This is a genomic window from Blastococcus sp. TML/C7B (assembly GCF_016612845.1).
Classification (GTDB): domain Bacteria; phylum Actinomycetota; class Actinomycetes; order Mycobacteriales; family Geodermatophilaceae; genus Blastococcus.
The window spans coordinates 1,878,077-1,890,172 of record NZ_JAEOAA010000001.1 but is presented as its reverse complement, the minus strand read 5'-3'; the positions used below and the strand labels follow the sequence as shown (position 1 = coordinate 1,890,172).

Genomic DNA, 12,096 nt, shown 5'->3' with positions numbered 1-12,096 from the left:
CATCCGAGGAGTGGCCTTGGCCAAGGACCGCAAGCCCGACGACGCCCGCCCCCGCGGCGGCGCTCCCCGGTCGGGAGGCGGCAACCCCAACCGCGCCCGAGCCGGCGGCCGCAGCGGCCGCACGCGCCCTCCGACGCAGGTGGTGGCCGACGCGCACAAGCGCCCGTGGGGCCTGATCGCCGGCGCCCTGGCCGTCGTCGTCTTCGCCACCGCCGTCATCACCTACGCGGTGGTGCAGGTGAACGAGGCGAACGCGGACAAGCTGGCCTCGATCACCGAGATCTCCGGCGTGGAATCGGCCGAGTACTCCCCCGGCCAGGACCACGTCACCACCGAGGTCGACTACACCGAGGCCCCTCCGGTGGGCGGCCCGCACGACGGCACCTGGGCCGACTGCACGGGCACGGTCTACGACGTCGACATCCGGCACGAGAACGCGGTGCACAGCCTGGAGCACGGCGCGGTCTGGATCACCTACGACCCCGAGCTGGTGTCCGACGCCGACATCGACACCCTCAGCGACCTCGTCGACGGCACGTCGGGCCGGATGCTGTCCCCGTACGCGGGGCTCGGCTCGCCGATCAGCCTGCAGGCCTGGAACCACTCGCTGAAGGTCGACAGCGCGTCCGACGAGCGGGTCGAGAAGTTCGCCGACTTCATGACCTACCAGCGCTCCCCCTACGGCGACGGCGACGAGCGCAACGCGCTCGCCTTCCCCGAGCCCGGCGCCTCGTGCGAGAACCCGGCCTTCGCCGCGGACCCGCTCGTCGAGGGCGAGGGCAGCGCCCCGGTCGGCCCCAGCGACATGCCCAGCGACGAGGACCAGGGCTGAGTCGTGACGGGTACCTCCGGCGGTCGCGGGCTGCGGATCGTGCTCCTCGCCGTCATCGGCGTGGGGCTGCTGCTGCTCGGCGGCGGGCTGGCCGTCGCGCTGGGCATCGGCCGCACCGACACGCCCTCGGCCACGTCGGTGGACGCCGGGTTCGCCCGCGACATGAGCACCCACCACCTCCAAGGGGTGCTCATGGCCAACCTGGTCGCCGAGCGCAGCGAGGACCCCGAGGTGCGCCAGCTGGCGTTCGACATCTCGGCCACGCAGACCAACCAGGCCGGCCGCATGCAGGGCTGGCTGGCGCTCTGGGGCATCCCGCAGAGCGGCGGCGACACGATGGCCTGGATGTCCGGCGGGGACGGCGGGCACGACCACGCGATGCCGGACGACGGCGGGCTGATGCCGGGGATGGCCACCTCGGAGGAGCTGGCCACCCTGCGCGGCCTCACCGGCACGCCGTTCGACGTCGAGTTCCTGCGGCTGATGATCCGGCACCACCAGGGCGGCTTCGAGATGGCCGAGTACGCCGTCGACCACGCCGAGCTGCCCGCGGTGCGCAGCCTGGCACAGGCGATCTCCGGGGCGCAGACGGCGGAGACCCGGACGATGGCGGCGATGCTCACCGCGCGTGGCGGCACGCCCCTCCCCGCGCCCTGAGGCCCTCCGCCCGCCCGGCCCTCCGGGGCTGATAGGTTCATCCCCGAACGAGACGAGCCCCCGTAGCTCAGGGGATAGAGCACTGCCCTCCGGAGGCAGGGGCGCAGGTTCGAATCCTGCCGGGGGCACTCTCTCGTTCCACCCGCCGCCTCCCGCGCGGAAGGCAGTGACCGGCGTCTCAGCCGGCTGCACTAGGTTCCGCTCCCATGGAGAGCAGCGGCACCACCAGCGGCATCGAGAAGGTCACCGTCGGCGACGTCGAGCTGGCCTACGAGACCTTCGGCGACCGGTCGGCCACCCCCGTGCTGCTGATCAGCGGCCTGGGCTCGCAGATGATCAGCTACGCGGACGAGTTCTGCGCCGACCTCGCGGCACGCGGCACGTTCGTCGTGCGCTTCGACAACCGCGACGTCGGCCTGTCCACCCACCTGCACGAGGCCGGCCCGCCGGACCTCGGCGCGATCCGCCGCGGCGACCGGTCCGGCGTCGCCTACGACCTGGCCGACATGGCGGCCGACGCCGCGGGGCTGATCACCGCCCTGGGCCTGGAGTCGGTGCACGTGGTCGGGGTCTCGATGGGCGGGATGATCGCCCAGCGGGTGGCGTTCACCTACCCGGAGCGGGTGCGCAGCCTGACCTCGATCATGTCCACGACCGGCGACCGGTCGGTGGGTGGCGCCTCGGAGGCCGCCACCGCCGTCCTCTACGCACCGCCGGCGACGGACCGCGAGACCGCGATCGCCCGCCAGCTGGAGACCTCACGGGTGATCGGCTCCCCCGGCTTCCCGCTGGACGAGGAGGCGGTCAGCGCGCGGGCCGCGCTCGCCTTCGACCGGGCGCACGACCCGGCCGGGGTGGCCCGCCAGATGGCCGCGATCTTCTCCAGCCCCGACCGCACCCCGGACCTGGCCCGGGTGGCCGTGCCGACCCTGGTCATCCACGGCTCGGACGACGCCCTGGTGAACGTCTCGGGCGGCCGGGCCACCGCGGCCGCCGTCCCGGGCGCCGAGCTGGTCGTGCTGGAGGGCATGGGCCACGACCTGCCGCGCCCGCTCTGGCCGGAGATCATCGAGCGCATCGCGAAGCTGGTCGCCTCCGTCGAGGGCCTCGCCTGACGAGCGGCACCCGGGTCGCCGGCCGACCGGCTGCCGGCCCGGGTGCCCGTCGCTCAGCTGGTGAGCATCCCGCCCTCGACGGGGATGGTCGTCCCGGTGACGTAGCCGCCGGCGTCGCTGACCAGGAAGATCAGCGCGGCGGCGAGCTCCTCGGGATGGCCCTTGCGGCCGACCAGGATGCGGTGCATCTGCGAGTCGATGTACTCCGGCGGGTACTGGTCGGTCATCTCCGAGACGAAGAAGCCCGGGGCCAGCGCGTTGACCCGGATGCCCTTGCGCCCGGTCCACTGCTGGGCGAGGTCGCGGGTCAGCCCGATCAGGCCGGCCTTGCTCGCCGCGTAGGCCGCCTGCGGCAGCCCGGCCGTGGTCAGGCCGAGCATGCTGGAGATGTTGACGATCGAGCTGCCCGGCTGCATGACCCGCCCGCAGGCCTGCGCCATCCAGTAGCAGCCGTTGAGGTTCACGTCGATGACCGAGCGGAACTGCTCGGGGGTCTCGCGGGTCGCCGGGAAGGCGGTGCCCACGCCGGCGTTGTTGACCAGGATGTCGACCCGGCCGAACTCGGCCATGGCGGCCTCGACCAGCGCGGTGCAGTCCTCGGGCACGGCGACGTCGGTGCGGACGGCGAGCGCCCGCCGCCCGGTCGCCTCGACCGCGCGCTGCGTGTCGGCCAGCCGGTCGACCCGCCGCGCCCCGAGGACGACGTCGGCGCCGGCCTCGGCCAGCGCCCGCGCGAACACCGCCCCCAGGCCGGAGGAGGCCCCCGTGACGACGGCGACGCGGCCGTCGAGGCGGAACATGTCCAGGATCGTCCGGTCGGTCACCGCCCGAACCTAGCCCAGCTCAGGCCTCCGCGACCTGCCCGCGGGTCACCTCGAGGCGCCGGGTCGTGTGCACCGCGTCGAGCATCCGCCGGTCGTGGGTGACCAGCAGCAGGGTGCCGGTGTAGCCGGCGAGCGCGGTCTCGAGCTGCTCGATGGCCGGCAGGTCGAGGTGGTTGGTCGGCTCGTCGAGGACCAGCACGTTCACGCCGCGGGCCTGCAGCAGGGCCAGCGCGGCCCGCGTCCGCTCCCCGGGCGAGAGCGTCGCGGCCGGGCGCAGCACGTGCTCGGCGGTGAGCCCGAACTTGGCCAGCAGCGTGCGCACCTCCGACGTGGGCCAGTCCGGCACCTCGGCGCCGAAGGCGTCCAGCAGCTGCTGCTCGCCGAGGAACAGGCCCCGGGCCTGGTCGATCTCGCCGATCTGCACCGCCGCGCCGAGCGACGCGGTCCCCTCGTCCAGCGGCACCCGGCCGAGCAGCGCGGCGAGCAGGGTGGACTTGCCCGAGCCGTTCGCGCCGGTGATCGCCACCCGGTCGCCCCAGTCGACCTGGAGGTCCAGCGGCCCCAGGGTGAAACCGCCGCGGCGGACCACGGCCCCGCGCAGGCTCGCCACCACCGCACCGGCGCGGGGCGCGGCGGCGATCTCCATGCGGAGCTCCCACTCCTTGCGGGGCTCCTCCACGACGTCGAGCCGCTCGATCATCCGCTGGGTCTGCTTGGCCTTGGCGGCCTGCTTCTCCGACGACGCCCGGTTGGCCGCCTTGATGTGCTTGTCGCCGTCCTTGGACTTCTTGATCGAGTCGCGGACGCCCTTGGCCATCCAGTTGCGCTGCATCCGGGCGCGCGCCTCGAGCGATGCCTTCGTGTCGGCGAACTCCTCGTACTCCTCGCGCGCGTGCCGCCGGGCGACCTCCCGCTCGGTCAGGTACGCCTCGTACCCGCCGTCCACGACGCGCACGAGCTGCTGGGCCAGGTCGAGCTCCACGACCCGGGTGACCGTGCGGGCCAGGAACTCGCGGTCGTGGCTGACCACGACGATGCCCGCGCGGGAGCCGGCGACGAACCGCTCCAGCTGGTCGAGGCCGGCGAGGTCGAGGTCGTTGGTGGGCTCGTCGAGCAGCAGCAGGTCGTAGCGCGAGAGCAGCAGCGAGGCCAGGCCCACGCGGGCGGCCTGCCCACCGGAGAGCCCGGTCATCTCCGCGTCCAGGGCCACGCCCGGGGCGACCTCGGCCACGACCTCCTCGGCGCGCTCCTCGAGGTCGGCCCCGCCCAGGGCGAGCCAGCGCTCCAGCGCCTCGCCGTAGGCGTCGTCGGCGCCGTCCTCGCCCGCGGTCAGCCGCTCGGTCGCGTCGTCGAGGGCCGCCTGCGCCGCCCCCACGCCGGTGCGCCGGGCGAGCGCGGCCAGCACCGTCTCCCCCGGGTGCCGCTCGTGCTCCTGCGGCAGGTAGCCCAGCGTCGCCGACGGCGGGCTGACCGCGATGCTGCCGGCCTCGGGCGCCAGCTCGCGGGCCAGCGTGCGCAGCAGCGTCGACTTGCCGGCGCCGTTGACACCGACCAGCCCGACGACGTCCCCGGGGGCGACGACGAGATCGAGGTCGGCGAACAGGACGCGGGCGCCGTGACCGGCGGCCAGGCCGCGCGCGACGAGGGTGGCACTCACCGCACCAGCGTCCCATCCGGCCCGGGGGCGCTCACTCCAGGTCGAAGGCGTCCTCGTCGTAGCCGCCGTCCGGGTCGGGGGCGTCGTCGGCACGGCGCCGGCGCACCAGCCACGGCTGCAGGTGGTCGTAGCCCCGCACCGAGACCCGGCGCAGCGGGCGCACCCGGTACTCGGGGAGGTCGCGGATCCGGTGCGCCAGCTCGCGGTCGACGAGGAAGGTGCCCGGCCGGGCGATCGACGTGAGCCGGCTGGCCAGGTTCACCACCGGCGAGTAGATGTCGCCGAGCCGGGTGAGCACCGCGCCGAAGCCGGCGCCGACCCGCAGCAGCGGCCGCTCGGGGGCCGACCAGGCGTCCGGCAGCGCCAGGCCGATCTCGGCGGCGTCCACCGGGGCGGCGGTGAACAGCACCCCGTCGCCGACGGTCTTGACCACCCGGCCGTGGTGCCGGGCGATGACCGAGGCGGCGATGCTCTCGAAGTCCTCCACCATCGCGCCCAGCTCGCGGCCGCCCATGCCGCGGCTGCGCGAGGTGTAGCCGACGAGGTCGGCGAAGCCGACCGTGAGCTCCCGGCGGTCGCCCTGGCCCCCGGGCGTCACCAGCCGGCCGGCGTTGGCCGCCAGGTGCCGGCGCCACACGTAGTCCAGGACCTGCCGCAGCTTGGGCAGCAGCTCGCGGGCCGCCTCGACGGCGACCTCCGGGGACACCGTCCGCTCCCCCGGCCCCACGGTGCGGGCCAGCGAGTCGGCCAGCATGTCGGTCTGCCAGTCCGCCAGCCGGGACAGCGACTGCCCCATCGCGCGGGCGATGGAGGCCTCGGTGGAGGGGTCGACGAAGCCGGAGTCGATCAGCCTGGTGAGCACCGCCAGCGCCTCGACGTCGGCGTCGGTGAAGACCGGGTCGTCGTCGGCGGCGTCGGGGAAGCCCAGCGCCCGCCACAGCCGCTGCGTGCGCTCCGGTGCCAGCCCGGACATCTCGGCGACCTGCAGCCGGGTGTACCGGCGCGGGCCGTCGAGCAGCAGCCGCTCCAGCGCGTCCCGGGGATCGTCGCCCGGCGGCGGGGCGGGGTCGTCCATGCCGGCCCCGGCCTCAGCCGGTGGTGTGGACGACGAGCACGTCGCACGTCGAGCGACGGGTGGCGTCGGCCGGCACCGACCCGAGCAGCCGGCCCTTGATCCCGTTGAGCCCGCGGTTGCCGACGACGAGCAGATCGGCGTCCTCGCGGCGGACGATCTCGAGCAGCGTCTCCACGGGGGAGCCCTGGACGGCGACGGTGCGCACCTCGCCGGCACCGGCGGCGCCGGCCCGCTCGGCGGCGGTGCGCACGGTGTCCTCGGCCGGGTGCGAGCCCACCACCTGGTAGGCCTCGTCGCCGAGCACGTCCTGGGCGCGGGAGAGCTCGCGCTCGTCGGCCTCGGTCGGCAGGTAGGCGCAGGCGATGACCAGGGTGGCCCCGGTCGCCCCGGCGATGGCCCCGGCCCGCGCGACGGCGCGCAGGGAGGACTCCGACCCGTCCGTGCCGACGACGACGGTCCGGTACGCGCTGGCGCTGTCGCTCACGGCGGGCACTCTATGTGACCGTGTGCTGGGGGTCACCCGGAGCCGAGGAGCGGCCGGGCCGCGCCCCGGGCGAGGGAGGACGACGGCGCGTGGCCGCGATCAGCACCGGCGGACCCGACGCACGGCTGCGGCACGCCCGCACGGCGGTCGGCGCCTGCTTCTTCGCCAACGCCGTCCTCTACGCCAACCTGGTCCCCCGGCTGCCGGAGCTCAAGGCCGAGCTCGGGCTGAGCAACACCGCCCTGGGCACCGCGCTCGCCGCCCAGCCGCTGGGCGCGCTGGTCGCCGGGGTGGCCGTGGCCCCGCTGATGACCCGCCTCGGCTCGGCCCGGATCGCCGGCGGCGGCCTGGTGCTGCTGGCCGCGGCGGTCTGGGCGGCCGCGGCCGCTCCGCAGTGGGGTGTGCTGGCCGGCGCGCTGCTGGTCGCCGGCGCGGTGGACGCCGCGGTCGACGTCGCCCAGAACGCCCAGGGGCTGCGGGTGCAGCGGCGGTACGGCCGCTCGATCATCAACGCCTTCCACGGCACCTGGAGCGTGGGGTCGCTGGCCGGCGGGCTGCTCGGTGCGGCCGCCGCGGGCCTCGGCGTGCCGCTGTCCTGGCACCTCGGCGTGGTCGCCGTGCTGGTCGCCGTCCCCGCCCTGGCCGGCGTGCGCCTGCTGCTGCCCGGCTCCGACGACCCGCCGCCGGACGCCTCCGCTCCCCGCCCGCGGGCCCGCGCGCGGTCGCGCGCCGTCGTGGGCATCGCCGCGCTGGGTGCCCTGGCCGCGTGCGCCGTCGTCGTCGAGGACGCCGGGAGCTCGTGGAGCGCGCTGTACCTGCGGGTCGAGCTGGACGCCGGGCCCGCCGTCGCCGGGCTGGGCTTCGTCGCGCTCTCGCTGGCGATGACGGTGGGCCGGTTCACCGGTGATCGCGCCGTCGACCGGTTCGGCCGGCGCCGGGTGGTGCAGGCCGGCGGGCTGCTCTCCGCCGTCGGGTTCGGCGCGGCGCTCGCGATGCCGTCGGTGCCCAGCACGCTGGCCGGGTTCGCGCTGGCCGGGCTGGGGGTCGCGACCCTCGTGCCGGCGGCCTATACCGCCGCCGACGAGCTGCCCGGGCTGCGGCCGGGGCTCGGCCTGGCGGTGGTCAACGTGCTGCTGCGCACCGGCTTCCTCGTCGTCCCGCCGCTGGTCGGGGTGATCGCCGACGCCAGCAGCCTGCGGGTGGCGCTGCTCGCCGTCGTGGTGGCCGGGGTGGGCACCGCGCTGCTCGCCCGGTCGGTCCCGCGGGGCTGAGCGGGGCACGCCGAGGATCGGCGGACCCGCTGCCCCGGGCGCCCGCTGCGCTTGGATGGGGGGGCCCATCGACGACGACGAGGAGTGCGACATCCCCACCGCAACGACCGCGGCGACCGGCCCCGTGCGGGTCGAGGTCCGCGGACTGACCAAGTCCTTCGGGGCCGTCCGGGCGGTGACCGACCTGGGGTTCACCGTGGAGCCCGGCCAGGTCACCGGCTTCCTGGGGCCCAACGGCGCGGGCAAGACCACGACGCTGCGCATGGTCCTCGGGCTCATCCGCCCCGACACCGGGACGGCGACCTTCGACGGCGTCCCCTACGCGGACCTGCCCGATCCGGTGCGCACCGTCGGCGCGGTGCTCGAGACGGCGTTCCACCCGGGACGCTCCGGGCGCAACCACCTGCGGGTGTACTGCCGCGCCGCCGGCCTGCCGATCGAGCGCGCCGACGAGGTGCTGGTCCAGGTGGGCCTGGCCGACGCCGGCAACCGCCGCGCCGGCAGCTACTCCCTCGGCATGCGGCAGCGGCTGGCGCTGGCCACCGCGCTGCTGGGCGACCCCGCCGTCCTGGTGCTCGACGAGCCGGCCAACGGCCTGGACCCCGAGGGCATCCAGTGGCTGCGCGGCTTCCTCCGGCACCTGGCGCACGAGCAGGGGCGGACCGTGCTGGTGTCCAGCCACCTGCTGTCGGAGGTCGAGCAGACCGTCGACCGCGTGGTCATCGTGGGCGCGGGCCGGCTGGTGCGCGAGGGCTCGATGAGCGACCTGCGGGCCGGTGCCGACGGAGCCGGCACGGTGCTCGTGCGCAGCCCGGAGGCGGGCCGGCTGGCCGAGGCCCTGCGGGCCGACGGCGTGCAGCTGGCCCTCGACGGCACGGCCCTCACGGTCACCGGGCGGACCACCGACGAGATCGGCGCCCGCGCCTTCGCCGCGGGGGTGGAGCTGCACGAGCTGCGCTCGCGCACCAGCGGCCTGGAGGAGATCTACTTCCAGCTCACCGCCGGGCAGGGCCAGTTCGCCGCCCCGACCGCCGGTACCGCCGTCCCCGAGGGAGCAGCCCGATGACCCGGCTCGTCCGCGCCGAGTGGACCAAGCTGTTCACCACCCGCGTCTGGCTCGCCATGCTGATCGCCGCGGCCGTGCTCACCGCCGGGTTCGCCGCGCTGATGACCGCCTTCGCCGGGAACCCCGACAGCGGGCTGCCGCCCGTCGGCACCGCGGAGTTCGAGCAGACCGCCCTCGCCCAGGCCTCGGGCGCCACGATCCTCACGATCATCCTGGGGATCATCGGGGCGACCCAGGAGTACCGGCACCGGACGGCGACGCCGACGTTCCTCACCACGCCTCGCCGCGGGCGCGTCGTCGTCGCCAAGCTGATCGCCTACGCGCTGGCCGCGGTGCCCTTCGCCGTCGTGGCGGTGCTCGTCGGGTACGTGACCGTCGTGATCTACGCCGGTGCCCGCGGCGCCGCGCCGTCCCTGACCGCCGACAACCTCGAGGTCATGCTGACCTCGGGCCTGGCGCTGGTCATCTACGCCGTCATCGGCGTGGGCCTGGGCGCGCTCCTGCGCAACCAGGTGGGCGCCATCGTGGCCGCGCTGGTCTACCTGTTCGTGGTGGAGGGGGTCATCCGCTCCATCCCCGCCACCTCCGGTGCCTACAAGTGGCTGCCCGGCGGGGGCCTGGAGGCCATGACGGCGACGGTCGACAGGCCCCGAGCTGCTGGGCGCCTGGCAGGGCGGCTTCCTGCTGCTCGGCTACGGCCTCCTGGCGGCGCTGCTCGGCACGTTCCTGTCCGTCCGGCGGGACGTCGTCTGACACCTCCGGCGGCCGCGCCCGGGCGACCGGCGCGGCCGCCGTCACGCCCGGTCGGCCGCGGCCGACGGGCGTAGACTGCCCGCTCAGCCATCCTTGCCCCGAAGACGCAGCCCAGAGACGAAGAAGGCACTCGACCCCGTGTCAAGCGAGAACTCATCCCGGCCCTCCGCCCAGTCCCCGGTGACCGGCTTCGGCACCAACGAGTGGCTGGTCGAGGAGATGTACCAGCAGTACCAGTCCGACCCGTCCAGCGTGGACCAGGCCTGGCACGAGTTCTTCGCCGACTACCGCCCGGGCAGCCCGGTCGACGGCGGGGTGCGCGAGAACGCCCCGGCACCGGCCAAGGCCGCGAGCCCGGCACCCGCGAAGGCCGCGACCCCGACGCCCGCGCCCGCCGCGAAGCCGGCCCCCGTGCCCTCGCGCCCCGAGCCGCAGTCCGAGGGCACCGTCGTCGCCCGCGCCGCGGACCGCGCCGACCAGCAGCAGCCGGCCGCCCCGGCGCCGAAGGCCGCCAAGCCCGCCACCCCCGCGCCGGCCACGGGCGCGACGCAGTCGCCGCTGCGCGGCGCCGCCGCGGCGGTGGTCAAGAACATGAACGCCTCGCTCACCGTGCCGACGGCCACGAGCGTGCGCGCGGTGCCGGCCAAGCTGCTGGCCGACAACCGCATCGTCATCAACAACCACCTCAAGCGGGCCCGCGGCGGGAAGATCTCCTTCACCCACCTCATCGGCTACGCGCTGGTCCGCGCGCTGGACGACTTCCCGAACATGAACAGCGCGTTCGCCGAGGTCGACGGCAAGCCGGTGCACGTCCAGCCCGAGCACGTGAACTTCGGCCTGGCCATCGACCTGCCCAAGCCCGACGGCTCGCGGTCCCTGGTGGTCGCCTCGATCAAGGCCGCCGAGGAGATGGACTTCGCCCAGTTCTGGGCCGCCTACGAGGACATCATCCGCCGGGCGCGCGGCGGCAAGCTGACGATGGAGGACTTCTCCGGCACCACGATCAGCCTGACCAACCCCGGCACGATCGGCACGGTGCACTCGGTGCCGCGGCTGACCGCCGGCCAGGGCGCGATCGTCGGCGTCGGCGCGATGGAGTACCCCGCCGAGTTCCAGGGGATGAGCCCCGAGGCGCTCACCGAGATGGGCATCTCCAAGATCATCACGCTCACCTCGACCTACGACCACCGGGTCATCCAGGGCGCGGAGTCCGGCGACTTCCTCCGCCGCCTGCACGCGCTGCTGCTGGGCGAGGACGGCTTCTACGACGAGGTCTTCCGCTCGCTGCGGATCCCCTACGAGCCGGTGCGCTGGATGCCGGACGTGCGGGTGAGCACCGAGGGGCAGATCGACAAGGAAGCCCGCGTCATCGAGGTCATCGAGGCCTACCGGCGCAACGGCCACCTCATGGCCGACACCGACCCGCTCGAGTACCGGGTCCGCAAGCACCCCGACCTGGACATCCGCGAGCACGGCCTGACGCTGTGGGACCTCGACCGCAAGTTCCCGGTCGGCGGGTTCGCCGGCGAGCGGATGATGGCGCTGCGCGACATCCTCGGCGTGCTGCGCAACTCCTACTGCCGCACGGTCGGCGTGGAGTACATGCACATCACCGACCCCGAGGAGCGCGAGTGGCTCCAGAAGCGGGTCGAGGTCGCGCACGAGCAGCCCGACCGCGAGAAGCAGAAGCACGTGCTCGGCCGGCTCAACGCCGCCGAGGCGTTCGAGACCTTCCTGCAGACCAAGTACGTCGGGCAGAAGCGGTTCAGCCTCGAGGGCGGTGAGTCGCTGATCCCCGTCCTCGACGAGGTGCTGCTCGCCGGCACCGACCACGGCCTGGACGAGGTCGCGATCGGCATGCCGCACCGCGGCCGGCTCAACGTGCTCGCCAACGTGCTCGGCAAGAGCTACGCGAAGATCTTCGGCGAGTTCGAGGGCAACATCGACCCCGGCACCGTCCAGGGCTCGGGCGACGTGAAGTACCACCTCGGCGCCACCGGCACCTTCCGCAACCCGTTCCGCTCCGACGCCGAGATCGCCGTCTCCCTGGCCAGCAATCCCAGCCACCTGGAGACGGTCAACCCGGTGCTCGAGGGCATCGTGCGGGCCAAGCAGGACATGATCGACAAGGGCGAGCAGGGCTTCACCGTGCTGCCCGTCCTGCTGCACGGCGACTCCGCGTTCGCCGGCCAGGGCGTGGTGCAGGAGACCCTGAACCTCTCCCAGCTGCGCGGCTACCGCACCGGCGGCACCGTGCACGTCGTCGTCAACAACCAGGTCGGGTTCACCACCAGCCCTGCCGCGGCCCGATCGAGCCTGTACTCGACCGACGTCGCGCGGATGATCGGCGCCCCGGTCTTCC

The 12,096-nt window shown here is 74.6% G+C and carries 10 protein-coding genes, 1 tRNA gene and 1 pseudogene; 8 read left to right on the top strand and 4 right to left on the bottom strand.

Translation table 11 applies throughout. From position 1 onward, the window contains the following. Positions 1 to 16 precede the first annotated feature (16 nt). From JKP76_RS09220 to JKP76_RS09205, 4 genes are all read left to right on the top strand, one after another. Positions 17 to 832, top strand: coding sequence for a DUF3105 domain-containing protein (locus JKP76_RS09220; RefSeq protein ID WP_200490583.1), 816 nt, complete (start codon positions 17 to 19; stop codon positions 830 to 832). A 3-nt stretch (positions 833 to 835) separates the two neighbouring features. After that, positions 836 to 1,489, top strand: a complete 654-nt coding sequence (locus JKP76_RS09215) for a DUF305 domain-containing protein (protein ID WP_200490582.1) — start codon at positions 836 to 838, stop codon at positions 1,487 to 1,489. A gap of 56 nt (positions 1,490 to 1,545) precedes the next feature. Next, positions 1,546 to 1,617 (top strand) — tRNA-Arg (locus tag JKP76_RS09210). A 78-nt stretch (positions 1,618 to 1,695) separates the two neighbouring features. Beyond that, on the top strand, positions 1,696 to 2,604 hold the full coding sequence (locus tag JKP76_RS09205; RefSeq protein ID WP_200490581.1) for an alpha/beta fold hydrolase: 909 nt from the start codon (positions 1,696 to 1,698) through the stop codon (positions 2,602 to 2,604). A gap of 53 nt (positions 2,605 to 2,657) precedes the next feature. Here JKP76_RS09205 and JKP76_RS09200 read toward each other — a convergent pair whose 3' ends face one another. From JKP76_RS09200 to JKP76_RS09185, 4 genes are read right to left on the bottom strand one after another with little or no spacing between them, the layout of a single operon-like run. After that, entirely contained in the window at positions 2,658 to 3,428 is a 771-nt protein-coding gene (locus tag JKP76_RS09200; protein ID WP_200490580.1) for an SDR family oxidoreductase, read from the bottom strand. 19 nt (positions 3,429 to 3,447) lie between these two features. Next, the gene (locus JKP76_RS09195) at positions 3,448 to 5,085 is read right to left on the bottom strand and encodes an ABC-F family ATP-binding cassette domain-containing protein (protein WP_200490579.1); all 1,638 of its coding nucleotides are present in this window, start codon (positions 5,083 to 5,085) and stop codon (positions 3,448 to 3,450) included. Positions 5,086 to 5,116: 31 nt separating this feature from the next. Beyond that, positions 5,117 to 6,160, bottom strand: a complete 1,044-nt coding sequence (locus tag JKP76_RS09190) for an adenylate/guanylate cyclase domain-containing protein (protein ID WP_200490578.1) — start codon at positions 6,158 to 6,160, stop codon at positions 5,117 to 5,119. Between the two features lie 13 nt (positions 6,161 to 6,173). Beyond that, positions 6,174 to 6,644 carry a universal stress protein gene (locus JKP76_RS09185; RefSeq protein ID WP_200490577.1) on the bottom strand — a complete coding sequence of 157 codons (471 nt, stop codon included), beginning with the start codon at positions 6,642 to 6,644 and terminating at the stop codon, positions 6,174 to 6,176. Between the two features lie 89 nt (positions 6,645 to 6,733). Here JKP76_RS09185 and JKP76_RS09180 point away from each other — a divergent pair, with 89 nt between their 5' ends. The 4 genes and pseudogenes from JKP76_RS09180 to JKP76_RS20735 form a co-directional block, all read left to right on the top strand. Further along, the gene (locus JKP76_RS09180; protein ID WP_200490576.1) at positions 6,734 to 7,915 is read left to right on the top strand and encodes an MFS transporter; all 1,182 of its coding nucleotides are present in this window, start codon (positions 6,734 to 6,736) and stop codon (positions 7,913 to 7,915) included. Positions 7,916 to 7,970: 55 nt separating this feature from the next. Next, entirely contained in the window at positions 7,971 to 8,981 is a 1,011-nt protein-coding gene (locus JKP76_RS09175) for an ABC transporter ATP-binding protein (RefSeq protein WP_200490575.1), read from the top strand. Next, positions 8,978 to 9,808, top strand: coding sequence for an ABC transporter permease (locus JKP76_RS09170; protein WP_242471239.1), 831 nt, complete (start codon positions 8,978 to 8,980; stop codon positions 9,806 to 9,808). Before JKP76_RS09175 ends, JKP76_RS09170 begins: the two co-directional genes overlap by 4 nt. Positions 9,809 to 9,953: 145 nt before the next feature. Next, positions 9,954 to 12,068 (top strand): annotated as a pseudogene (locus tag JKP76_RS20735) (multifunctional oxoglutarate decarboxylase/oxoglutarate dehydrogenase thiamine pyrophosphate-binding subunit/dihydrolipoyllysine-residue succinyltransferase subunit); the annotation flags it as partial. Positions 12,069 to 12,096 lie beyond the last annotated feature (28 nt).

Excerpts from the sequence above, each read along its gene's own strand:
- JKP76_RS09205 (WP_200490581.1), top strand. The coding sequence starts at position 1,696 with ATGGAGAGCAGCGGCACCACCAGCGGCATCGAGAAGGTCACCGTCGGC.
- JKP76_RS09190 (WP_200490578.1), bottom strand. The coding sequence starts at position 6,160 with ATGGACGACCCCGCCCCGCCGCCGGGCGACGATCCCCGGGACGCGCTG.
- JKP76_RS09175 (WP_200490575.1), top strand. The coding sequence starts at position 7,971 with ATGGGGGGGCCCATCGACGACGACGAGGAGTGCGACATCCCCACCGCA.
- JKP76_RS09170 (WP_242471239.1), top strand. The coding sequence starts at position 8,978 with ATGACCCGGCTCGTCCGCGCCGAGTGGACCAAGCTGTTCACCACCCGC.